The organism is Shimia sp. R9_2, assembly GCF_017743735.1.
Classification (GTDB): domain Bacteria; phylum Pseudomonadota; class Alphaproteobacteria; order Rhodobacterales; family Rhodobacteraceae; genus Shimia.
This window is the reverse complement of record NZ_JAGHRO010000002.1, coordinates 816,024-838,357: the sequence shown is the minus strand read 5'-3', so window position 1 is coordinate 838,357 and position 22,334 is coordinate 816,024. Positions and strand designations below refer to the sequence as shown.

The 22,334-nt window shown below is 58.5% G+C and carries 22 protein-coding genes and 1 pseudogene; 17 read left to right on the top strand and 6 right to left on the bottom strand.

Features of this window, described 5'->3' with window-relative positions:
* The first annotated feature begins 328 nt into the window (after positions 1-328).
* The 17 genes from J7400_RS08590 (at position 329) to folD (ending at position 16,494) form a co-directional block, all read left to right on the top strand.
* A complete protein-coding gene (locus tag J7400_RS08590; RefSeq protein WP_209061952.1) occupies positions 329-1,015 on the top strand; it encodes a D-lyxose/D-mannose family sugar isomerase in 687 nt (228 codons plus the stop codon).
* 9 nt (positions 1,016-1,024) lie between these two features.
* The gene (locus J7400_RS08585; protein WP_209061950.1) at positions 1,025-1,954 is read left to right on the top strand and encodes a carbohydrate kinase; all 930 of its coding nucleotides are present in this window, start codon (positions 1,025-1,027) and stop codon (positions 1,952-1,954) included.
* Positions 1,955-2,116: 162 nt separating this feature from the next.
* Complete coding sequence (locus J7400_RS08580) at positions 2,117-2,743, top strand: hypothetical protein (protein ID WP_209061948.1); 627 nt, start codon at positions 2,117-2,119, stop codon at positions 2,741-2,743.
* A 74-nt stretch (positions 2,744-2,817) separates the two neighbouring features.
* On the top strand, positions 2,818-3,204 hold the full coding sequence (ybgC, locus tag J7400_RS08575) for a tol-pal system-associated acyl-CoA thioesterase (RefSeq protein WP_209061946.1): 387 nt from the start codon (positions 2,818-2,820) through the stop codon (positions 3,202-3,204).
* Positions 3,205-3,316: 112 nt separating this feature from the next.
* Positions 3,317-3,994, top strand: coding sequence for a protein TolQ (gene tolQ, locus J7400_RS08570; RefSeq protein ID WP_209061944.1), 678 nt, complete (start codon positions 3,317-3,319; stop codon positions 3,992-3,994).
* 3 nt (positions 3,995-3,997) lie between these two features.
* Complete coding sequence (gene tolR / locus J7400_RS08565; RefSeq protein WP_209061942.1) at positions 3,998-4,498, top strand: protein TolR; 501 nt, start codon at positions 3,998-4,000, stop codon at positions 4,496-4,498.
* Positions 4,499-4,507: 9 nt separating this feature from the next.
* Entirely contained in the window at positions 4,508-5,611 is a 1,104-nt protein-coding gene (locus J7400_RS08560; RefSeq protein WP_209061940.1) for an energy transducer TonB, read from the top strand.
* Positions 5,608-6,933 carry a Tol-Pal system beta propeller repeat protein TolB gene (gene tolB, locus J7400_RS08555; RefSeq protein ID WP_209061938.1) on the top strand — a complete coding sequence of 442 codons (1,326 nt, stop codon included), beginning with the start codon at positions 5,608-5,610 and terminating at the stop codon, positions 6,931-6,933. The genes J7400_RS08560 and tolB overlap by 4 nt, the downstream gene beginning before the upstream one ends.
* 113 nt (positions 6,934-7,046) lie before the next feature.
* Entirely contained in the window at positions 7,047-7,556 is a 510-nt protein-coding gene (gene pal / locus J7400_RS08550; protein ID WP_209061936.1) for a peptidoglycan-associated lipoprotein Pal, read from the top strand.
* Between the two features lie 6 nt (positions 7,557-7,562).
* Positions 7,563-8,402 carry a tetratricopeptide repeat protein gene (locus J7400_RS08545; RefSeq protein WP_209061934.1) on the top strand — a complete coding sequence of 280 codons (840 nt, stop codon included), beginning with the start codon at positions 7,563-7,565 and terminating at the stop codon, positions 8,400-8,402.
* The gene (gene tilS / locus J7400_RS08540) at positions 8,393-9,607 is read left to right on the top strand and encodes a tRNA lysidine(34) synthetase TilS (protein WP_348540144.1); all 1,215 of its coding nucleotides are present in this window, start codon (positions 8,393-8,395) and stop codon (positions 9,605-9,607) included. Before J7400_RS08545 ends, tilS begins: the two co-directional genes overlap by 10 nt.
* A 124-nt stretch (positions 9,608-9,731) precedes the next feature.
* Positions 9,732-11,651 (top strand): ATP-dependent zinc metalloprotease FtsH, encoded by a 1,920-nt coding sequence (gene ftsH, locus J7400_RS08535; RefSeq protein WP_209061932.1) that lies wholly within the window; start codon positions 9,732-9,734, stop codon positions 11,649-11,651.
* A gap of 204 nt (positions 11,652-11,855) precedes the next feature.
* The gene (locus J7400_RS08530) at positions 11,856-12,455 is read left to right on the top strand and encodes an MOSC domain-containing protein (protein WP_209061930.1); all 600 of its coding nucleotides are present in this window, start codon (positions 11,856-11,858) and stop codon (positions 12,453-12,455) included.
* A 183-nt stretch (positions 12,456-12,638) separates the two neighbouring features.
* On the top strand, positions 12,639-14,315 hold the full coding sequence (locus tag J7400_RS08525; protein ID WP_209061928.1) for a formate--tetrahydrofolate ligase: 1,677 nt from the start codon (positions 12,639-12,641) through the stop codon (positions 14,313-14,315).
* A gap of 62 nt (positions 14,316-14,377) precedes the next feature.
* A complete protein-coding gene (locus J7400_RS08520) occupies positions 14,378-14,674 on the top strand; it encodes a chorismate mutase (protein WP_209061926.1) in 297 nt (98 codons plus the stop codon).
* An 11-nt stretch (positions 14,675-14,685) separates the two neighbouring features.
* Positions 14,686-15,579, top strand: a complete 894-nt coding sequence (locus J7400_RS08515) for a bifunctional 5,10-methylenetetrahydrofolate dehydrogenase/5,10-methenyltetrahydrofolate cyclohydrolase (RefSeq protein WP_209061923.1) — start codon at positions 14,686-14,688, stop codon at positions 15,577-15,579.
* 12 nt (positions 15,580-15,591) lie between these two features.
* Positions 15,592-16,494 carry a bifunctional methylenetetrahydrofolate dehydrogenase/methenyltetrahydrofolate cyclohydrolase FolD gene (folD, locus tag J7400_RS08510; RefSeq protein WP_209061921.1) on the top strand — a complete coding sequence of 301 codons (903 nt, stop codon included), beginning with the start codon at positions 15,592-15,594 and terminating at the stop codon, positions 16,492-16,494.
* Between the two features lie 47 nt (positions 16,495-16,541).
* Here the strand turns inward: folD and J7400_RS08505 are convergent.
* The 6 genes and pseudogenes from J7400_RS08505 to J7400_RS08480 form a co-directional block, all read right to left on the bottom strand.
* A pseudogene (locus tag J7400_RS08505) lies at positions 16,542-16,970 on the bottom strand (PaaI family thioesterase).
* A gap of 55 nt (positions 16,971-17,025) precedes the next feature.
* Positions 17,026-17,688 (bottom strand): ligase-associated DNA damage response endonuclease PdeM, encoded by a 663-nt coding sequence (gene pdeM / locus J7400_RS08500; protein ID WP_209061919.1) that lies wholly within the window; start codon positions 17,686-17,688, stop codon positions 17,026-17,028.
* Between the two features lie 77 nt (positions 17,689-17,765).
* Entirely contained in the window at positions 17,766-20,183 is a 2,418-nt protein-coding gene (locus J7400_RS08495) for a ligase-associated DNA damage response DEXH box helicase (protein ID WP_209061917.1), read from the bottom strand.
* Between the two features lie 6 nt (positions 20,184-20,189).
* Positions 20,190-20,480: a metalloregulator ArsR/SmtB family transcription factor gene (locus J7400_RS08490; protein ID WP_209062105.1), complete on the bottom strand. Its 291-nt coding sequence runs from the start codon at positions 20,478-20,480 to the stop codon at positions 20,190-20,192.
* A gap of 114 nt (positions 20,481-20,594) precedes the next feature.
* The gene (locus tag J7400_RS08485) at positions 20,595-21,824 is read right to left on the bottom strand and encodes a mandelate racemase/muconate lactonizing enzyme family protein (protein ID WP_209061915.1); all 1,230 of its coding nucleotides are present in this window, start codon (positions 21,822-21,824) and stop codon (positions 20,595-20,597) included.
* Positions 21,825-21,959: 135 nt separating this feature from the next.
* Positions 21,960-22,331 carry a hypothetical protein gene (locus J7400_RS08480; protein ID WP_209061913.1) on the bottom strand — a complete coding sequence of 124 codons (372 nt, stop codon included), beginning with the start codon at positions 22,329-22,331 and terminating at the stop codon, positions 21,960-21,962.
* Positions 22,332-22,334 lie beyond the last annotated feature (3 nt).

The following is a 22,334-nucleotide window of genomic DNA, read 5'->3' as shown; positions in this document are numbered from 1 at the left end:
TGCCTCAGGAGGCTTGGGTTGGTTTTGCAATATGAGAAATGCCAGCGTGACCTTTCGGGAAAGCCCAGTTGGTCGCACAGGCTGGTCGGCGAATGGCCGTTATCGGTAACATGTGCGGCGAAATTGGTTTCGGCAAGCGTGTTTTTGAACGCGCATGCTGCGAAACAAGTTTCGGGCGGGTTTGGAGCGGAGTGAAGCATGCAAGCGCGTGATTTCAGTTGCCACAAGGGCGGCCTTTTGCCATAGCATATTGAGAAATGTTAGCGCTAATGGTCAGCTTTCTTGGGGCATCCCATGCGTAAGAGGCCAGTTTGCGAGGGAGATTGCGATGAAACGCTCAACCATCAATGAGATCATGGCTGCTGCGGACGAGATGATCCGTTCTTATGGTTTCAAGCTGCCACCATTTGCCTATTGGACGCCAGAAGAGTTCGTGGCGCGCAAGCAGGCTGCCAAAGCGCTGGTTGATGCGCGCTGCGGGTGGGACATCACCGACTACGGCGCTGGCAATTTTGATGAAATGGGCTTGTTCCTCTTCACGCTCCGCAATGGCCGGTTGGCTGATCTTCAGCGTGGTGGTGGCATGTGCTACGCGGAGAAGCTCCTGATTTCACGTCAGGATCAACTGTCTCCGATGCACACGCATGTGATCAAGGCCGAGGACATTATCAATCGTGGTGGGGCGACCATGGTGGTGGAGCTTTATGGCTCTGATGATGAAGGGAACTTTGCCGAAGATCGCGGTGGTATGATCATGTGTGACGGTATCGCGCGCGAGTTTGCACCGGGTGAGAAGCTTAAGTTTGCGCCCGGGGAAAGCCTCACGCTGATGCCCGGCGATTGGCATGCCTTCTGGGGCGAAGGGGGCGATGTTCTGATTGGAGAGGTCTCGACGGTGAACGACGATGAGACTGACAATATCTTTCGTGAGCCGATTGGGCGGTTTGCTGATATCGAGGAAGATGTGGATCCGACGCATCTGCTTGTGAGCGACTATGCAAAGTGGCTTGGGTGAGGAAACACCATGATCCTGTGTTGCGGAGAAGCGCTGATTGATATGATCCCGGAAGCGACGGTGGGCGGAGCGGAAGGTTTTGTGCCACATGTCGGAGGCGCGGTGTTTAACACAGCGGTTGGGCTGGGGCGTCTTGGCGCTGATGTCGGGCTTTTGAGCGGTATCTCGGAGGATCGATTTGGCGCGCAACTGATTGCGCGGCTTGAACAAAGCAAAGTTGCAACAGGCGCTGTTGCGCGCTTGGATCGCCCGACAACGATGGCCTTTGTGCACCTCGAAGACGGCCATGCCACCTATGATTTTTATGATGAAAATACGGCAGGCAGGATGATCGCATCTGAGGATGTTGCGCCGGTTTCGGACAATGTGCGGGCGCTCTTCTTTGGGGGCATCAGCCTCGCGGTTGAGCCTTGTGCTGATACATATGCAGATGTTTTGGAGCGTGAGGGCCAAAGCCGTGCGGTGATGATTGATCCCAATATCCGCCCGGGGTTCATCCGTGATGAGGCAACCTATCGCGCTCGTTTGGCCAAGATGTTTGCCAAAGCGGATGTGGTTAAAGTCTCTGATGAAGACTTGGCGTGGTTGATGCCAGAGCTTGCCGATATGGATGCGCGCGCCGCGCAGCTTCTGACGCAAGGGCCAGCCTTCGTGATTGTCACTTGTGGCGGCGATGGCGCGCGCGGGTATTTGGCTTCTGGGGAAGTGCTGTCTGTGGCGGCGGAAAAAGCCAACGTGGTGGACACCGTGGGCGCGGGCGACACATTCAACAGCGGTGTACTCGCGAAGCTCTCGGAAATGGGTGTCTTAGGCAAAGACCGGGTGCGGGCAGTCACGGCTGCCGAAGCTCAGGCGGCGATGGCATTCGGCGCTAAAGTCGCGGCCGTGACGGTGGCCCGTGCTGGGGCCAATCCGCCTTGGGCAGAAGAGCTAAGTTAGTGCTCGTCTAGCTTCAGAGCCAACACGCCATGTGGACGGCAAGACCGCAGGAGGCGGCGTTGGTATCTTCTGAGTACACGGCGCGAGATAGAAGGCGTGGTGAGCTCTTGTCTTCCGCGGGGTTGCGCGGCATGAAGCGGTGATGGTTTCAGGAGGCTGAAAATGACACCGCAGGATGTTGAAACGCTCTTTACCCGTGCCGATGGCAGCTATGGTTTTGCTCGCTGGGGACGCCCGATTGCCCCCGTGGTGTTCGGTGTGGAAGACGCGACCCTGCGCACAGTCAAAGGCGCTCTGGAGGCAGTGGCCACGCTGGTTGGCCATCAAATGGCGGAGACAGATCCGGAACTTGGCAGCAACCTGATGATGTTCTTCTTCCGCGAGTGGGAAGAACTGTTGGCTGTGCCGGATCTGGATCGCCTGATCCCCGATTTGCCAGCTTTGGTTGCGCGTTTGCGGGCGGCAGATGCGACTCAGTACCGCGCATTTCGTTTTGACAACGACGGGGCTATTCAGGCGGCCTTTGTGTTTTTGCGCATGAGCGGCGAAATGGCGAAACTGCCTGCAGAGGCGCTCGCGCTTGGGGAAGCGGTGCAAACCATCGTGACCTGGGGGCCCGCAGCCTTTGCCGAGACATCACCGTTGGCGGTCGTGCCAGAGAGCGGAGCCACAGTGCTTCGTCCTGAGGTGGCGGCGGTGATTGCCGCAGCCTATGACCGGATGATGCCGGCAGCAGCCGAAGATCCAAGTCATGCCCTGCGCCTCTTTGCTCGGTTGCGATTGGAATAGGCACCGCTTTGTTCCGCTTGCATTGAACACGTCTGCGGCCTACCCATAGAGCAGCCGAATTTGGAGTAAGTTCAATGATCTACACCCTGCCAGTCCGCATCTACTACGAAGACACCGACATGGCGGGGATTGTCTATTATGCCAACTACCTGAAATTCATCGAGCGCGGGCGCAGCGAGTGGGTGCGCGAGATTGGGCTTGATCAAAAAGAGATGAAAGACGAAGGCATCGTCTTTGTCGTGCGTCGAGTCGAAGCGGATTATCTGGGGTCTGCTGTTTTGGATGACGAGCTGACCGTTGAGACCGAAGTGCGGAGCGTGACCGGCGTGCGCCTGACAATGGATCAGCGGGTGAAACGAGGCGAAGAGCTTCTGTTTCAGGCTGTGGTGACCGTGGTTTGCATGAATGAGGCAGGGCAACCGGTGCGTTTGCCGGCAAATATTCGCCAAATGATCCACTAGGGCGCGCAATTTTTCGCGATTGACGCCAATTCATTAGATTTCCCAGTGGAAACCCGCTAGGTTTGCTCTCAAACAAGGCTCCAAAAGAGGGCCTCAGAAAAGAGCAGGCAAAATGGAACACGCAGCAGTCGATTTTTCGATGTGGGCGCTTTTCGCGCGCGCAACCCTCACCGTAAAGCTGGTCATGGTGATGCTTATTGTAGCGTCGTTCTGGTCTTGGTCGGTGATCATTCAAAAGCACATCATGTATCGCAAAGCCCGCCGCGAGGCGGCGCGGTTTGATCGTGCGTTCTGGTCCGGCGAGCCGCTGGATCAGCTCTTTGAAGAACTCGGGCCTGAGCCAAGTGGGCGGTCTGAGCGTGTGTTTGCCTCAGGCATGGTGGAATGGCAGCGCAGCCACCGGCAGGATGGCGGGTTGATTGCGAATGCCACAAGCCGGATTGACCGGTCGATGGATGTGGCGATTGCCAAGGAAGCCGATGAGCTGCAGCATGGCTTGCCGATCCTCGCCACGGTGGGTTCCACTGCGCCTTTTGTCGGGCTGTTTGGGACGGTCTGGGGCATCATGAACGCCTTTATTGAGATCGCGGCTCAACAGAACACCAATCTCGCTGTGGTCGCGCCGGGCATTGCAGAGGCGCTGTTGGCCACGGGCCTTGGCTTGTTGGCGGCGATTCCGGCCGTGATCTTCTATAACAAGCTCAGTGCGGACAGCGATCGGATCGTTTCAGGCTATGAAGCCTTTGCTGATGAGTTTGCCACCATCCTTAGCCGCCAGCTGGACGCGTAAAAGATGGGCGCGGGTGTGATGAAATCAGGCGGAGGAGGCGGCAAACGCCGCCGCCGCAATCGCCGCAGCAGCCAGCCGATGAGCGAAATCAACGTGACGCCGTTTGTGGATGTCATGTTGGTGTTGCTGATCATCTTTATGGTGGCGGCCCCGCTGCTGACTGTGGGCGTGCCGGTGGAGCTGCCAAAGACAGCAGCCAATCCGCTTCCCGGTGAACAGGAAGAGCCTTTGACCGTGACCATCGACAAGGATCTTGGCATCACCATTATGACGACGCCCGTAGCGGCGGAAGAACTGGTCCCCAAGCTTCGCGCGGTTGCTGCCGAACGCAGCTCTGAACGGGTTTATCTGCGCGCAGATGGCGCTATTCCTTATGAGGCTGTGGTGCAGGTGATGGGCGCGCTCAATGCGGGTGGTTTCAGTGATGTCGGGCTTGTAACCGATGTTGGCGGGCCGACGCTCAGCGGTGCGGAGCCCTCAGCGGCCGCTGGTACGGACAACTAGGACGCAGGCGTGCATATCGGCCACTATATCTCCGGCATCGTCCACACCGGTTTGATTGGTTGGGTGTTGTTTGGCGGGGTTCTGAACCCTGATCCACCTCCGGTGGAGGTGACGGATGTGTCAGTGATTTCCTCTGCGGAGTTTGACGCCTTGGTGCGCTCTCAGGAGTCGCCGGATACGGTGACGGAAGTTGCCTTGCCCACGCCACCTGAAGAGTTGGAGCCGACACCGGAGCTGACATCTCAAGCGGACGACACGCCTGAGCAGGTGACGCCGCCTGAGGCGCTGCCCACAGAGCCGGATGTGACACCTGAGCTGACAGAGGTCACGCCACCAGCGCCAATTGAGCCGGACGATGTTGCGCAAGAGGCGCCTGAGTTGCCGACGCCGGAGAGTGACAGCGCGGTGATCATCCCCGATGCACCTGTCCGTCCGGCCGCCCCGCAGGCAGAACGGGTGGCGCCGGAACCTGTGGCCCCGCCGGAGCCTGAAACAGCCATTGCGGATACATTGCAGGAAGCGACACAGCCGGACGAAAGTGCTGAGGTGCAGGACGAGGTGCAAGAAGAGACAGCGCCAGAAGCCGCCAGCACTGAAATAGCGACGGAACCCAAACAAGAAGAACTCGCCAGCGCAGCGCCAAGCCGATCGTTACGTCCACGTGTGCGCCCAACGGCGCAGCCAACACCAGCGGCCGAAGCTCCGGCAGCTGAGGCAACCGATGACGCCATTGCCGCGGCATTGGCAGAAGCCAGCGCGTCTGAGGCAGCAGAGACCACCGCTGCGCCTTCCGGTCCGCCCTTGAGCCAAGGGGAACGAGATGGTCTGCGAGTTGCCGTGCAGCAATGCTGGGTCGTGGATGTAGGCTCGCGCGCTGCAGATGTGACGGTGGTTGTCGGTCTTTCCTTGGACCGCAACGGCAAAGTGCAGGGCGACATTAAGTTGCTGAGCGCAGAGGGCGGCGATGACGCTGCCACACGCACGGCTTTTCAGGCCGCAAGACGCGCGGTTTTGCGCTGTCAGAAAGACGGATATGACTTGCCAGTGGAAAAATATGACCATTGGCGAGATGTTGAGATTACATTTAACCCAGATAATATGAGGCGCCGATGAGCAGACTTTTTGCCACAGTGATGATCGGGGTGATGGCCCTGACCCCTTGGGCGCATAAGGCAGAAGCCCAAAGCACCCCTCTGCGCATCGAAATCACGGACGGGGTGATCGAGCCTCTGCCTTACGCGGTGCCAGATTTTGTTGCGGAAACGCAGGGCTCCAATCAGGTGTCACGCGATATCAGCCAGGTGATCGCCGCAGATCTGAATGGCACGGGGCTGTTCCGGCAAATCCCGGCCAACGCGCATATCTCCAGCATCACCAACTTTGACAGTCCGGTGCAATACGCCGACTGGAAAGCCATCAACGCTCAGGCCTTGATCTCCGGGGGCGTCTCTGTGAGCGGCAATCAGCTTGAGGTGCGCTTCCGTGTATATGATGTGTTTGCAGGGACCGAGCTGGGCAGCGGCCTGCGGTTCAAAGGCACCCTCGACGGCTGGCGGCGCATGGCCCACAAAGTGGCGGATGAAGTCTATGCGCGCATCACCGGTGAAGGTGGATACTTTGACAGCCGCGTGGTGTTTGTAAGCGAGACAGGCCCCAAGAGTGACCGCAAAAAACGACTGGCGGTGATGGACTATGACGGCGCCAATCTACAGTTTTTGACCGACAGCCGCGCGATTGTGTTGGCACCACGGTTCTCTCCGAAAGGAGACCGCGTGCTCTACACGAGCTACGAAACGGGCTTCCCGCAGGTGTATGTTCTGGATGTTGGCTCTGTGCAGCGCCGGGTGCTGTCCAATGAGAGCGGCACCATGAGCTTCGCGCCGCGTTTTTCGCCAGATGGCTCAAGTGTTGTTATGTCCGTGACCGAAGGCGGCAACACTGACCTCTACAAAATGAATATCGCGAGCGGGCAGCGCCAGCGTTTGACGTCGACCCCGTCGATTGAAACCGCACCGAGTTACAGCCCCGATGGCAGCAAGATTGTGTTTGAGAGCGACCGTTCCGGCACACAGCAGCTCTACATCATGAACGCCAATGGTGGCGAGGCGACGCGTATCAGCTTTGGCAAAGGGCGTTATGGCACGCCTGTCTGGAGCCCGCGCGGCGACCTAATTGCGTTCACCAAGCAGAACAAGGGACGTTTCCATATTGGCGTCATGCGCACCGATGGCAGCGAGGAGCGCCTGCTGACGGCTTCTTTCTTGGATGAGGGGCCAACATGGTCGCCCAATGGACGTGTGATTATGTTTACACGCGAGACCAAAGGCTCCGGCGGTGTGTCGGCGCTCTATTCGGTGGATGTGTCCGGACGGAACCTGAAGCCGGTAAGCGTAACGGGGGGCGGTTCTGACCCAAGCTGGTCGCCACTCCAATAACGCTTGAGCGAGCAAAGCACGGCGGCGTTTTCTAAAACGCAGGCTTGTGATACACGAATGGCACAACAGGCAAGAGACGAAAGAACTTTCGGGATAAAAGGCGAGGCGATTTCATGAAAACTTGGACAAAAGCGGCGTTTTTGGTGGCCGCGGTGGCGCTTGGCGCTTGTACGGATGCCGATCGGTTTGGTGGCGGATCTGGTGGTTTTGGCGCGGATGGCACTGGCGGCGTAGCGGGAAGCAGCGCGGACCCGACCTCCATCGCCTATTTCCAGGAAGCTGTCGGAGATCGTGTACTCTTTGCTGTCGACCAGTCTACCCTGAGTGAGCAGGGCCGCCTGACGGTTCTGTCGCAGGCAAACTGGCTGCTTGAGAACACAGACTATGTGGCGGTTGTGGAAGGTCACGCCGATGAACAGGGCACGCGTGAATACAACCTCGCGCTTGGTGCGCGGCGCGCAAGCGCGGTGAAAGAACTGCTGGTGTCTCAGGGTGTTGCCTCCAATCGCGTGCGTACTGTGAGCTACGGCAAAGAGCGCCCGATCGAAGTTTGTTCGCAGGAAAGCTGCTACGCGCAGAACCGTCGCGCGGTGACCGTGTTGACGGCAAATGTTTCGGGATAAGTCACGATGCGAGCGCAGGTATTTGCAGGACTAAGCGCACTTGCGCTTGTATTGGCTCCGGTGATGGGCAGCACGCAGACGCGTGAGGAAACTCTGGCGGATGTGCGCCAACAACTTTCGGTGCTCTACGTCGAAATTCAACAGCTCAAACGAGAGCTTTCAACAACCGGTGCGCCGGGCACTGTAGTGGCGGGGGCCTCTACGTTGGAACGGGTCGATGTGATTGAGCAGCAGCTTCAGGTGCTGACCAACAAAACCGAAGAACTGCAATATCGCGTAGCGCGCATTGTGGAAGATGGCACCAATCGCATTGGGGATCTGGAGTTTCGTCTTGTGGAGCTTGAAGGTGGAGACCTGAGTCAGCTTGGAGAAACCACCACGCTGGGTGGGGATATCGAGGCTGTGCCCGATGTCACCGAAGGTGAAGATGATGGATCGGGTGATGGTGAGCCGACAGAGCTGGCTGTAGGGGAAGAAACGGATTTCAATCGCGCGATGACTGCTTTGGACAACGCAGAGTATGCGTCTGCGGCAGATCAGTTCGCGTCATTTGTACAGACCTATCCGGGGAGCCCGCTTGAATCTGAAGCGCATTTGCGGCGCGGGCAGGCGCTTGAAGGCACAGAAGACAAAACCGGCGCTGCGCGTGCGTTCTTGGAAGCCTATTCGGGTGCGCCTGTGGCGGGCACAGCCCCAGAAGCGCTGTTTCGCCTCGGAAAATCCCTTGGCGCGCTTGGTCAGGTCAACGAGGCCTGTGTGACGCTGAACGAAGTTGGTGTGCGCTTCCCGGGTGGTGTGTTTGTCTCTGAGGCGCAGGCCGAGATGGCCAACCTGCAGTGCCACTGATTGCGCCAATTGATGCCTTGTCAAAGGCGCTTGATACGGCTTTCGGACAGGAACTCCCTGTAAAGATCGGCGTCGCCGTCAGCGGTGGCGGAGACTCCATGGCGCTTCTGGATTTGCTGCGCGCATGGGCCAAAGCAGAAGTTTTTGTCGCGAGCGTAAATCACGGGCTTCGGCCTGAGGCGCGGGATGAGGTTGCCTTGGTCGCAGAGTACACGGCGTGCCATGGGCTGCACCACAGTGTTCTAAATTGGCAGTGGGATCAGCGAGGCAATTTGCAGCAAGCGGCACGAGAGGGGCGACGCACGGCTTTGCGCAAATGGGCTGAAGAGTGCGGGTTGACCTGCGTTGCTCTGGGGCACACCGCTGATGATCAGGCGGAAACGTTTCTGATGCGGCTTGCGCGTGGATCGGGTGTGGATGGGCTTTCTGCCATGGAGCTGACACGTCATGACGGAGAATTGACGTGGTTGCGCCCTCTCTTGAACGTGCGCCGTCAGGCACTTCGTGATCATCTGCGACAGGCTAATGTGTCTTGGGCGGATGATCCCAGCAACGAAGATCCAACGTTTGATCGCGTCAAAGCGCGGCAAATGATGGAGACATTGGAGCCATTGGGCCTAAGCGTTGAGCGCCTGGCCCAAACCGCTGATCATATGAGAGAACAGCGGGCGCTGGCGGTTTGGGCCGCAGAGCGCGCCTCAAAGGATTTGGTGTCACGGGATGCAGGCGACGTGATTTTTGATCACGCAGGGCTAATGGGCCTGCCTGGCGCTTTGAAGTCGAGATTGCTCGCCGATGCTTTGGGGACGGTGTCCGGAAATCCGTATCGGCCGCGTTTCAAGACGCTTTCGGGTGTTTGGAACATTGAGGTCCCCAAGCCCTTGCACGGATGTTTGGTGATCCCGAAAGCCGGACAGCTGCGTATCACCCGTGAATGGCAGGCTGTAAAAGGCTTGCGCACCTCGACAGACTGCCTCTGGGATGAACGCTGGAGATTGACCTCAGTTGCAGACAATAGCGAGCCGGGCCTTGAAATTGCGGCGCTTGGCGAGGCGGGGCTGGCAGACGTTCCAGATTGGCGCGACACCGGGCGACCACGCCAGAGCCTGCTGTCTTCACCTGCGATCTGGCAGGGTTCAAAACTGATCGCGGCCCCCATCGCAGGCCTTTCTAACGGATGGGATGCGCAGGTTTTGGCGCTTTAGTTACAAAATGGCGCGACTTGCGAGTGTGTTTGCCAAATATCGCATTGATAACGAGGTAGCGATCTCTATTTAACTGTATACGCGCCCGTGATAGGGAACGGGCGTACTTAAAGGGAGACTTGCCTTGGGCAATGCGCGAAATGTAGCTTTCTGGGTCGTGCTTTTTCTGCTGATCCTTGCCTTGTTCAATCTGTTCAGCGGTGACAGCAGCACTCTGCAAAGCCGGGAAATCAGCTATTCTGACTTTGTTGCGTCTGTGCAAAGTGACCAGGTGGCCAGCGTGACGCTTGATGGCGAGAAAGTGCGCTATGCCACGAAAGATGGCTCCAACTATGTGGCAGTGATGCCTGCGGATGCCGAAGTCACGGGCCTGCTGATCGAGCAGGGTATTCCGGTGCGCGCTGAAAGTCAGGAAACCTCTGGGTTCCAAGCCTTCCTGATCAGTCTTCTGCCCTTCCTGCTTTTGATCGGCGTCTGGGTCTATTTCATGAACCGCATGCAGGGCGGTGGCAAAGGTGGCGCAATGGGCTTTGGCAAATCCAAAGCCAAGATGCTGACGGAAAAGCAGGGCCGCGTGACCTTTGACGATGTGGCCGGCATTGATGAAGCGAAGGAAGAGCTCGAAGAGATTGTTGAGTTCTTGCGCAACCCTCAGAAATTCTCTCGTCTTGGCGGCAAGATTCCAAAAGGTGCGCTGCTTGTTGGCCCTCCCGGCACCGGTAAAACACTGCTCGCGCGTGCCATTGCAGGCGAAGCGGGTGTGCCTTTCTTCACCATCTCCGGTTCTGACTTCGTTGAGATGTTTGTGGGTGTTGGTGCGTCACGTGTGCGCGACATGTTTGAGCAGGCCAAGAAAAACGCGCCTTGTATCGTGTTTATCGACGAGATCGACGCGGTCGGTCGCCATCGTGGCGCGGGCTACGGCGGTGGCAACGACGAGCGTGAGCAGACCCTCAACCAGCTGCTTGTTGAAATGGACGGCTTTGAAGCCAACGAAGGCGTGATCATTCTGGCGGCAACCAACCGACGGGACGTGCTCGACCCTGCGCTTCTGCGTCCGGGCCGCTTTGACCGCAACGTGACCGTGGGCAACCCGGACATCAAAGGTCGTGAGAAAATCCTTGGCGTGCACGCCCGTAAAACGCCGCTTGGCCCTGACGTTGATCTGCGCATCATTGCGCGTGGTACGCCGGGCTTCTCTGGTGCGGATCTTGCCAACCTCGTGAACGAAGCTGCGCTGATGGCGGCACGTGTTGGCCGTCGCTTTGTGACCATGGAGGATTTTGAATCCGCCAAAGACAAAGTGATGATGGGCGCGGAGCGCCGCTCTATGGTGCTGACGCAGGACCAGAAAGAGAAAACAGCTTATCATGAAGCCGGTCACGCACTGGTGGGTCTCAAGTTGCCAGAATGTGATCCGGTCTATAAGGCAACCATCATTCCGCGCGGTGGTGCGCTGGGTATGGTGGTGAGCCTGCCGGAGATGGATCGTCTGAACTGGCACAAGGCTGAATGTGAGCAGAAGCTTGCTATGACCATGGCCGGCAAAGCGGCTGAGATCATCAAATACGGCGAAGACCATGTGTCCAACGGCCCTGCGGGCGACATTCAGCAGGCAAGCCAGTTGGCGCGCGCGATGGTCATGCGTTGGGGTATGTCGGAGAAGGTCGGCAACATCGACTATGCCGAAGCGCATGAGGGCTATCAGGGCAACACTGGCGGCTTCTCTGTCTCCGCGCATACAAAAGAGCTGATCGAGGAAGAGGTGAAACGCCTGATCCAGGATGGCTATGACAAAGCGCACCAGCTGCTCACCGACTTCAACGATGAATGGGAGCGTCTGGCGCAAGGGCTTCTGGAATATGAAACCCTGACCGGCGATGAAATCAAACGCGTGATGGATGGCGAGCCGCCACAATCGGGCGATGATGACAGCAATGACGCAGATGAGGGCAACGCGCCAAGCGTCACTGCGATCCCTAAAACCAAACCGCGCAGCAAACCAAGCGGTGATGGTGGGATGGAGCCGGAGCCGTCGGCCTGATCTGACCTTACTTACAAGATATGACCCCGGAGCGATGAAACGCTCCGGGGTTTTTCGTTTTGTGCGCTCTATTGTCTGCTCAGTTAGGGGTAGGCCATAGACGAGTCGCGTCACCCAAATTGATGTTTGCCATCAAAGCTCGTCGTTTGTTGTGGTACCCGCCTGTTGTTAGAGTCGCCGGACAGATACTCAGGAGACGACCCAATGCCCGCGCTCAAACCCACCTCTTTTGAAGCAGAGATCACCTGGTTGGGGCGCGTTGCTCCTGCTGGAAAAGATTTGCGTGCGACTGCTGCGGAAACACTTACATTGTCGATTGGTGGCGCGGTCGGCGAGGCGCACTCAGGCGTGACGCGGAAATCCTGTGTGCGAGTGAAGGCGCTTTATGAGAAAGGCACAGAGATTGCCAATGTGCGCCAATTGTCAGTGCTGTCACACGAAGAGCTGGATCTGATTGCGCAAGAAATGGGGCTGGAGACAGTGGACCCGGCGTGGCTCGGTGCCTCTATCGTGGTCAAAGGCATTCCGGATTTCACCCATGTGCCTCCTAATGCGCGGCTTCAGGGGCCGGATGGCGCGACCATTACGGTTGATATGGAGAATCGCCCCTGCGTGCTGCCGGGGCGCGTGATCGAAGGTCACCATCCGGGGCATGGCCCGAAATTCAAGGCAGCGGCAGAAGGGCGTCGGGGCGTGACCGCCTGGGTCGAGCGGGAAGGGCATTTTGCGGTGGGTGACAAACTGCGGCTGTTTGTGCCTGATCAGCCTGTTTGGGCGCATTTGGAGGCCGCGCGGGCGGATTGACCGCCGCATCGCAGCGTGTGGCGGTCCGTTGAAGCCTATATTGACGTAACGTTTCCTAAAAGAAACCGCCGCCACGATCGCCGACGCAACAAGCGCGGGAAATGTCGGAATTGCATCCCTCGGGCGACGTTGTGAGCGCTAGAAGTGGGGCAGAACGTCAACATCCTTGTGACAGGGACCGCCATGAGTTTCAAAACCGACATCGAAATCGCCCGTGAAGCCAATAAGAAACCGATTCAGGAAATCGGTGCAAAGCTGGGCATCAGCTCTGATGACCTGCTGCCATATGGCCACGACAAAGCCAAAGTCAGCCAGCAGTTCATCAACTCCGTCAAAGACAAAGAAGACGGCAAACTAATTCTGGTGACTGCCATCAACCCGACACCTGCGGGCGAAGGCAAAACCACCACCACCGTGGGTCTGGGCGACGGCCTGAACAAGATCGGCAAAAACGCCATGATCTGTATCCGCGAAGCGTCTCTCGGCCCGAACTTCGGCATGAAAGGCGGCGCAGCGGGCGGCGGCATGGCACAGGTTGTGCCTATGGAAGAAATGAACCTGCACTTCACAGGTGACTTCCACGCCATCACCTCTGCACACTCCCTGCTGTCGGCGATGATCGACAACCACATCTACTGGGGCAATGAGTGCGAAATCGACATCCGTCGTGTTGCATGGCGTCGTGTGGTCGACATGAACGACCGCGCTCTGCGTCAGATCACAGCCTCCCTGGGCGGCGTGTCCAACGGCTTCCCACGTGAAACCGGCTTTGACATCACCGTGGCTTCCGAAGTTATGGCGATCCTCTGCCTGGCAAACGATCTGGAAGACCTGGAAAAGCGCCTGGGCGATATCATCGTGGCTTACCGTCGCGACAAGACCCCGGTTTACTGCCGCGACATCAAAGCAGAAGGCGCAATGACCGTCCTGCTGAAAGACGCGATGCAGCCAAACCTCGTGCAGACTCTGGAAAACAACCCAGCGTTTGTGCACGGCGGCCCATTCGCCAACATCGCGCACGGCTGTAACTCTGTGATCGCAACCAAGACCGCTCTGAAAGTGGCGGACTACGTTGTGACCGAAGCGGGCTTCGGTGCCGACCTCGGTGCTGAGAAGTTCATGAACATCAAGTGCCGCAAAGCAGGCATCGCGCCTTCCGCGGTTGTTCTGGTGGCCACCGTGCGCGCCATGAAGATGAACGGCGGCGTTGCCAAAGCTGATCTGGGTGCAGAAAACGTTGAAGCTGTTCAAAATGGCTGCGCCAACCTTGGCCGTCACATCGAGAACGTGAAGTCCTTCGGCGTGCCGGTTGTTGTGGGCATCAACCACTTTGTGACCGACACCGACGCAGAAGTGCAGGCCGTCAAAGACTACTGCGCAGAGCACGGTGTGGAAGCGGTACTGTCCCGTCACTGGGAACTGGGCTCTGAGGGCTCCGCGCCGCTGGCAGAGAAAGTTGTGGAAATCGTGGAAGGTGGCTCCGCCAACTTCGCACCGATCTACCCAGATGACATGCCGCTGTTTGAGAAGATCGAAACCATCGCCAAGCGTATCTACCGCGCGGACGAAGTTCTGGCGGACAACAAAATCCGCAACCAGCTGCGCGAGTGGGAAGAAGCGGGCTACGGCAACCTGCCGGTCTGTATGGCAAAAACCCAGTACTCCTTCTCCACGGATCCGTCCCTGCGCGGCGCGCCAACAGGCCACTCCGTGCCTGTGCGTGAGGTGCGTCTGTCTGCCGGTGCTGGCTTCATCGTGGTTGTCTGCGGTGAGATCATGACCATGCCGGGTCTGCCCCGCAAGCCTGCGTCGGAAAGCATCCGTCTGAACGACGAAGGCTTGATCGAAGGCCTGTTCTGATCCGGATTGCGGTTTGGGCATAGGCAGGGTAGGGCATGCGCGACACGTTCTGGAGAACAGCGATGCTTGCCCCTGCCGATTGCCCCGACATGCCAACTTTGCGAGAGCAAATCGATATGCTGGACCGCACATTGGTCCAGCTATTGGCCAAACGGGCGACCTACATCGACCGGGCGGTTGAGATCAAACAGGGGGTCGGTCTGCCGGCCTCCATTCCGGCCCGCATCGAAGATGTGGTGGCCAAAGTCCGCGCCACAGCCGAGGCCGAGGAACTGGATCCAGACCTCATTGAAACCTTGTGGCGTCAATTGATTGATTGGTCGATTGCGCGCGAGGCGCAGACCATAGAATTCGAATAGCGGAGCACGACATGCGCGCAGCAGTGATTGATGGGAAAGAGATTGCAGCGACGCTGCGCTCAGAGGTCAGGGCAGAGGCGCAAACGCTGAGCGAACTGGGGTGGGCCCCACGCTTGGTGTCGATCTGCGTTGGCGATACAGCCGCCGCCGAGATCTACGTCCGCAATCAGCAGAAACAAGCCGAGAGCGCAGGTGTTCAGTTTGAGGCACGCAGCTATCCGGCAGAGACCTCGTTGGAGCAGCTCATTGGCATCCTGCAGGGGCTCAACCATGATCCACGCGTGAATGGGATCATCATCCAGCGCCCATTGCCAGAGCATATTCCGGTGAAAGCGCTGCAGAAAACGGTGCATCCACTGAAGGATGTTGAAGGCATGCACCCGGCCTCTATTGGCAACATCGTTTACAACGATCTGGCGCTTGGCCCCTGTACGGCGGTGGCCGCGGTGGAGATCCTGAAAACCCTGCCTTTGCAGATGGAAGGTCTGAACGTCACCGTGATCGGCCACAGCGAGATCGTGGGCAAGCCAATTGCCTTCTTGATGATGGGCCTTGGTGCAACAGTCACCGTGTGCCACCACATGACACGCTCGGTTGCCATGCATAGCCGTGCCGCAGATGCGGTGTTTGTTGCGGTGGGTAAGCCAGGTCTGGTGACCGGCGACATGATCAAGCCGGGCGCAGCTGTGATTGATATCGGCATCAACCGTGTGGAGACGCCGGACGGCCCGCGCACGGTTGGGGATGCAGATTTTGCCAGCTGTTCAGAGGTGGCAGGCTGGATCACACCGGTGCCCGGCGGCGTCGGCCCTGTGACGGTGGCCACACTGATGAAAAACGCCGTGTTGGCGACACGGATGCAAATGGATCATTACCGGGCGTCTTATGCCCGGGCGGATGCGTAAGGGGAGACCAAGATGACTGCGCAAGTGATTGACGGAAAGGCCTTTGCGGCCACTGTGCGCGAGAAAGTGGCGGGCCATGTGGCACGCCTGAAAGAGGAGCATGGGATCACCCCGGGCCTCGCGGTTGTGCTGGTGGGCGAGGATCCTGCAAGCCAGGTGTATGTGCGCTCAAAGGGCAAGCAGACCGTGGAGTCGGGCATGAACAGCTTTGAGCACAAGCTTGACGCAGACACGTCTGAGGCCGATCTTCTGGCGCTGATCGATCAGCTCAACAACGATGAGACCGTACACGGCATTCTGGTGCAGTTGCCGCTGCCTGGTCATCTGAACGAAGATCTGGTGATCAACTCCATCGCGCCGGAAAAAGACGTGGATGGCTTCCACATTTCCAACGTGGGTCTGCTGGGCACTGGTCAGAAATCCATGGTGCCTTGCACCCCGCTGGGCTGCCTGATGATGCTGCGTGATCATCACGGGTCGATCTCCGGCATGAATGCTGTGGTGATTGGTCGTTCCAACATTGTTGGCAAGCCTATGGCACAGCTTTTGCTGGGGGACAGCTGCACCGTGACCATCGCGCACAGCCGCACCAAAGATCTGCCCGGTGTGGTCAAACAGGCCGATATCGTTGTGGCCGCTGTTGGCCGCCCTGAAATGGTGCCGGGCGACTGGATCAAAGAAGGCGCAACCGTAATTGATGTGGGCATCAACCGCATCGACGCCCCGGAAAAGGGCGAAGGCAAAACCCGCCTTGTGGGCGACGTTCACTATGAAAGCGCTGCCAAAGTGGCCGGTGCGATCACACCGGTTCCCGGTGGCGTTGGTCCGATGACCATTGCTTGCCTGCTGGCCAATACCGTGACCGCGTGTTGCCGCGCAAACGGTTTGGAAGAGCCTGAAGGGCTGACAGTGTAAGCCTTTGGCGATACGAGATTTTGAGGCGGTCCTTCGGGCCGCCTTTTCTATTTGGGCAGGGTCGGCACCATCGTGCCCGTGAGCAGAGCAATTTGCGTGCGCAGGCCCTTGTCTAAAGCAAACACTTCGGCTTGCACGATCACCAGACGGCGGCCGGGTTTGACCACGCGACCAATCGCTTCAAGGTGGTCCCCCTGCGCAGGGGCCAGCAGGTGAATTTTCATTTCGCTTGTGAGAACCTCTGCCTCTTAAGGCATCATGGAAAGCGCCGCATAGCCCGCTGAGCTATCGCCCAGCCCAAAGGTCAGCGCGGCGTGGCCGAAACCATGCTGTTGCGTGCAAGTGGGCAGAATAGGCGCGCTGAGCGTCACCGTGCCTGCATCCAGGTTGGTCAGCTCTGCACCCAGAGTTGTCATCATGGCCTGCTTGGCAAAGCTGTGGTGGATTTTCTGCGCGATTGGTTCTGATGGTGGCATTTGTTTTCCTCTCCCACAGGCAGAAGAGGGTAGACAAACCCGAGCGTCAACCTTTTCAGCGCGGCACGGTGACGAGCCGAGGCGTGTGACCCGTGATCACCGCCATCGCCTCTGGCCGCATCAACTCTGAAAGCGCCTTGTTGTCGCTGCGCAAACCTCCGGTATAGGTACCAAAGGCGGGCAGGATGATGCGGTCGCTGTCAAAGAGAAAGGCAGGACGTGAGATTTTGCGCAGTCGGGTCTGGACCGTGACCTTAGGGTGGTAATGCCCTGAGATCTCGCCACTTTGTCCAGTCTGCGCGAAATGGCGAAACGTCAAAGGCGGCAAAGGGAGCTCTGACAAATGTGCGCCGCCTAGATCGACGGGGCCGGGATCGTGGTTGCCCTCAATCCAGACCCAACGCCTGCCAGCTTGCAATCGTGCGATCCAGAGGCGTTCATCCTCTGAAAGCGCACGGGCAGCTTCTACATCGTCAAAACTGTCGCCCAGACACACCACGGTGCTGGCCTCTGTCGCTTCAAGGGCCTCTTCCAAACGCAAAAGCGTATCGCGTGTTTCATAGGGCGGAATGGCAGGTCCGCCGCGCCGCAAAACGCGTTCTGATTTGCCCAGATGCAGGTCAGAGACCACCAATAGCCGCTGATCTTCCCACCACAATGCGCCGGATCCCAGCGCGGAAAGCGTGCAGCCTGCAAGAGTGATCGAAACGCCGTTCATGGTACGTTCTTATGGGCTGAAGATAGCCAGATCAATGGGTATCTCTTTGCTTCTTCGACGCTTTGCACAAGTTCCGTTCAAACGCTGGCGAGGCCACTGTCTTGCATAAGCGCTGCGGTTTCTTCTGCGAGCAGGCGCTCTTCGGCGCTGCCACTCTGCACGGGGACTTTGCCCACTTCCAAAAGCAGAGGCGCGGCGAGGGGCGTGACATGCGGTGCGCGCACGTGGTCGATCCGGTCTCCGACTTGGGACAACATCGCCTCGATCCGCGCAAAGTCGACGAGCCCGCGCATGGCCTCCATCCGCGTGACCTCCATCAACAAATGATCTGGGTCGTATTTTAGCAGGGTGTCGTAGAGGATGTCTGAGCTGAAGGTGGCTTGGCGCCCGGACTTTTTTGCACCCAGTGTGTTGCGTTCGATCAACCCTGCAATCGTGGCTGAGGCTCTGAACGTGCGTTTCATCAGCGCGTTGCCCGCCAGCCAACCGTCCAGACCGTCGCGCAACACGTTGAGATCAAACAGAGGTTTGGGTTCTATCACCTCATCCAGCCCCCAGATCAGAGTGGCATAGTCTGAGGCGACAAACCCCATAGGTGCGAGGTCCAAGTCTTCCATGCGTTTGGTGAGAAGCAATCCGAGTGTTTGCTGCGCATTGCGCCCGGCAAACCCATAGACGCACATGTTCTGCCGCCCGTCCCGTTCAAAGGTTTCGACCAATAACCGGTCAGGTTCCGGCAGCTGAGAGATCTCCCCTTGCAGCCGCAGCCAGTCGGCGGTGTGCTCTGGCAGGTCCGGCCAATGCGCTTGTTGTAAATAGCGCAGGGTGCGTTGTGAGAGCTGTGTGGATGTTGAGAATTTGGTGCCGGAGAAAACGGCCACGCGCGGCTTGCGTGCGGCATTGCGCGAGACTTGCACCGTCATGTCGCGCAGGCCCTCATAGCGCACGATCTGCCCGCCGATGAGGAAGGTGTCTCCTGCGGAAAGTGTCGCGGCAAAAGCTTCCTCGACCTCTCCAAGCGGCTTGCCACCCCGATTGCGTTTCAACTGCACCTTCAGGGTGTCGCTGTCCTGAATGGTGCCTGCGTTCATACGGATGCGCGCGGCGGCGCGGGGATCGCGCAGCTGCCACAGTCCATCAGGGCGCTGTTGCAATCTTTGCCAACGATCATAAGCCTTTAGCGCATAGCCGCCCGTGGCACAGAAATCGAGGCAGGCGTCAAAATCTGTACGGGTCAGGTCTGTGTATGCGCCTACACTGGCGACCTCAACGAAGAGGGCGTCAGCCGCAAACGGGCCAGAGGCCGCCGTGAGCAATATGTGTTGGCACAGCACGTCGCGCGGACCGGGACCGCGGGGATCGCCATCTAAGTCGCCTGCACGGGCTGCTTCCAGCGCATTGACGCACTCCACCACCTCCCAGCGGTTGGCTGGCACCAGAAGCGCCTTGGAAGGCGCGTTGTAGCGGTGGTTAGCGCGCCCTATACGCTGGATCAGGCGTTTGACGTTTTTGGGGGCACCGACCTGGATCACAAGGTCCACATCGCCCCAGTCGATACCCAGATCCAGGCTGCCGGTGCAGACAATGGCGCGCAGGTCGCCGCGCACCATGGCGGCCTCAACCTTCTCCCGCTGCGCGCGGTCGAGGCTGCCATGATGGATGCCGATTGGCAGGCCCTCATCATTGGCAAGCCACAGATTATGAAAGAAAATCTCTGCCTGTGCGCGGGTGTTGTGAAAGATCAGCGTGGTCTTATGTGCTTTGACTTGCTCAAGCACTGCGGGGATGGCGTAGGCGGCCCCGCCGCCGGACCAAGGCGGGGCCTCCTCGGTTGTGAGCACGGCGATGTCCGGCGCGGGGCCAGGGTCTGCATAGAGGATGTCGCAAGGGGCAGGATTTCGCGCGAGCAGGCGGGCGATTTCCTCGGGGTGGTCGACGGTTGCGGACAGGCCGACGCGACGCAGATCCGGGCAGAGCGCTTGCAAACGGGAGAGGGCTAGGAAGAGTTGATCCCCGCGTTTGCTTTCTGCAAGTGCATGAATTTCATCAACAACTACGCGCTTTAATCCCGCAAAAATGCGCGGGGCATCTTCGTAAGATGTCAGGAGCGCAAGGCTTTCGGGGGTGGTCAGCAGAATGTGGGGCGGGTCGACCCGCTGGCGTTTCTTCACGGTTTGTGAGGTGTCGCCGGTGCGATCCTCTATGCGAATCTGAAGACCGATCTCATCGACGGGGGCGCGGAGATTGCGCTTAATGTCGGCGGCTAAGGCCTTGAGAGGAGAGACATAAAGTGTGTGGAGCCCCGCGTGATCACTGCGCGCGAGGTCTGCGAGAGTGGGCAGAAAACCGGCGAGGGTCTTGCCGCCACCTGTGGGAGCGATCAGCAGTGTGCAGGGGGCGTCAGCGCGCTCCAGCATGGCGCGCTGGTGGGGATGGGGTTGCCAGCCGCGCGCTGCAAACCAATCCTCAAGGGCGGTTGGAAGCGCTTCAACCAATCAGATCTACTCCGGCTTGGGGGCGCAAAAGATGTTGTAAAGCAACGATATAACCTGAGAGGTGTTTGAATCCGCCAGACTGTAGAAGATGGTTTTACCCTCGCGCCGGGTGGCCACCAAGCCCTCTTCGCGCAGGCGGGCGAGCATTTGGCTGACCGCCGCTTGGCGCACTTCCAACAGGGCTTCCAATTCGCCGACCGATTTTTCTCCACCCTCCAGATGACACAGAATCATAAGACGCCCGGAGTGGGCCAGGGTTTTGAGGTAAGTCGCTGCAGCATCGGCGTTTTTCGCCATTTCGGACTGCGGCGCGGTGGGGTCTTGAAGGGTCACGTCTGTTGGTTCCGGTATGGCAGAAAGTTCGTTGTCCACTTCTCATATAACATGTGTAGCATCCGGTTGCGAGATGGCTCAGACTTTTGGTGGTGCGCCTCCTTCGAAGCTGTTCCCATTGACATAGTCGCACGGCGCGTCCTGCATCTGGAGATGTAAGCCTTTGCCATCAAAGGGATTTGCGCGGGCCAGAGCCTCGTCCACGTCGATGCCAAGGCCGGGTGCGGTTGGCGGGGTTACATATCCGCCTTCAACTTTGAGAGTAGATTTGATCAACGCATCGTGGAACGGCGTTTCGATGGTTTCGATCATCAACAGGTTGGGAATGGAGGCGGCCAGATGAATATTGGCGACCCATTCTATCGGCCCGGCATAAAGATGCGGTGCCATTTGGGCGTTGTAACACTCTGCAATTGCAGCAACTTTTTTCATTTCCCAGATGCCGCCCGCGCGGCCCAGAGCGGGTTGCAGGATCTCGGCGCCGCCGGTGCGCAGGACGGTGGCGAACTCGGTTTTTGTGGTCAGGCGTTCACCGGTGGCGACGGGAATGCGGACGTTGCGGGCCACCCGTGCCATGTCTTCGATGTTGTCGGGCGGCGTGGGTTCTTCGAACCAGAGCGGGCTGTAAGGTTCCAGCGCCTGGCCCAGTCGAATGGCGCCTGCGGTGTTGAATTGGCCATGGGTGCCAAAGAGCAAATCCGCTTTGTTTCCAACGGCTTCACGGATCGCTTTGCAAAAGGCCACGGACATGGAGATGTCGCTCATCGCGGGCATGTGGCCACCGCGCATGGTATAGGGGCCAGCGGGGTCGAACTTGACGGCGGTGTAGCCTTGATCCACGGCGGCCAGAGCACTTTCGGCGGCCATCTCTGGTGAGGTCCAGAATTCAGAAATCTTATGATTTTCAAGAGGGTAGAGATATGTGTAGGCGCGCAGGCGTTCGTTCATCAAACCGCCCAGCAGTGCATAGACAGGGCGGTCGCGGTCTTTGCCGAGGATGTCCCAGCAGGCGATTTCCAGACCGGAAAACGCGCCCATCACTGTCAGGTCGGGGCGCTGGGTGAAGCCTGAGGAATAGGTGCGGCGGAACAATCGTTCAATGTTTTCAGGGCTTTCGACCAAAAAGTAGCGTTCAAACACATCGCGGATGACATGGGTCATCGCGTCGGGGCCAACGGAGGAGGCATAGCATTCGCCCCAGCCGATGATGCCGGTGTCTGTGGTGAGCTTCACCAAAATCCAGTAGCGCCCGCCCCATCCGGGGGCTGGGGGGGCGGTGATGATCACGTCCAGATCGGTGAGTTTCATGGCGCAGCTCCTCAATGCAACGGGCAAAATTAACCATAAAATTGCACGTCGGTATCGTGTCTGTATCGCGACTGTATTGCGACGGTGCGAATTTTGGCGAGCAAAAAACCTTACCGCACCGTGCGTTGCGTGGATTTACAGCCCTTTGGCGGCGGCGAAAGCCTCCAGTTCCTGCTCGATCTCCTGCACCGCCTCCAGCGTACTGAAGAAGGAGAGATCCGGGGCGTTCACATCATCCATGAAGGCTTCGATTTCCAGATGGATCGGCTGACGGTCGAGATCGCAGGTCAGCTTCCAGCGCCGGGTTTCCTCGACCGCCATTTCCTGCAGATCCTGCTGCACCAGCTGGGCCACGCCTTCGGGAAAGACAAACCGGGGGTTGTTGGCGAGCTGGATGAGGAAGGGGGTGACTTCCTCGGTGTCAAAATTCATGGAGGTCTGCGAGGAGATCGGTGCTGGCGGTTTGGGCGCCGAAGGTTTGAAAAGATCGGTGACAAATTTCAACACAGG

Bases quoted from the DNA above. Each gene is read 5' to 3' on its own strand.
- pal (WP_209061936.1), top strand. From the start codon at position 7,047: ATGAAAACTTGGACAAAAGCGGCGTTTTTGGTGGCCGCGGTGGCGCTT.
- J7400_RS08515 (WP_209061923.1), top strand. From the start codon at position 14,686: ATGCGCGCAGCAGTGATTGATGGGAAAGAGATTGCAGCGACGCTGCGC.
- J7400_RS08590 (WP_209061952.1), top strand. From the start codon at position 329: ATGAAACGCTCAACCATCAATGAGATCATGGCTGCTGCGGACGAGATG.
- tolQ (WP_209061944.1), top strand. From the start codon at position 3,317: ATGGAACACGCAGCAGTCGATTTTTCGATGTGGGCGCTTTTCGCGCGC.
- J7400_RS08525 (WP_209061928.1), top strand. From the start codon at position 12,639: ATGAGTTTCAAAACCGACATCGAAATCGCCCGTGAAGCCAATAAGAAA.
- J7400_RS08485 (WP_209061915.1), bottom strand. From the start codon at position 21,824: ATGAAACTCACCGATCTGGACGTGATCATCACCGCCCCCCCAGCCCCC.
- ybgC (WP_209061946.1), top strand. From the start codon at position 2,818: ATGATCTACACCCTGCCAGTCCGCATCTACTACGAAGACACCGACATG.
- J7400_RS08490 (WP_209062105.1), bottom strand. From the start codon at position 20,480: ATGGCGAAAAACGCCGATGCTGCAGCGACTTACCTCAAAACCCTGGCC.
- tolB (WP_209061938.1), top strand. From the start codon at position 5,608: ATGAGCAGACTTTTTGCCACAGTGATGATCGGGGTGATGGCCCTGACC.
- pdeM (WP_209061919.1), bottom strand. From the start codon at position 17,688: ATGAACGGCGTTTCGATCACTCTTGCAGGCTGCACGCTTTCCGCGCTG.
- folD (WP_209061921.1), top strand. From the start codon at position 15,592: ATGACTGCGCAAGTGATTGACGGAAAGGCCTTTGCGGCCACTGTGCGC.
- J7400_RS08580 (WP_209061948.1), top strand. From the start codon at position 2,117: ATGACACCGCAGGATGTTGAAACGCTCTTTACCCGTGCCGATGGCAGC.
- J7400_RS08520 (WP_209061926.1), top strand. From the start codon at position 14,378: ATGCTTGCCCCTGCCGATTGCCCCGACATGCCAACTTTGCGAGAGCAA.
- J7400_RS08530 (WP_209061930.1), top strand. From the start codon at position 11,856: ATGCCCGCGCTCAAACCCACCTCTTTTGAAGCAGAGATCACCTGGTTG.
- J7400_RS08585 (WP_209061950.1), top strand. From the start codon at position 1,025: ATGATCCTGTGTTGCGGAGAAGCGCTGATTGATATGATCCCGGAAGCG.
- tolR (WP_209061942.1), top strand. From the start codon at position 3,998: ATGGGCGCGGGTGTGATGAAATCAGGCGGAGGAGGCGGCAAACGCCGC.
- J7400_RS08545 (WP_209061934.1), top strand. From the start codon at position 7,563: ATGCGAGCGCAGGTATTTGCAGGACTAAGCGCACTTGCGCTTGTATTG.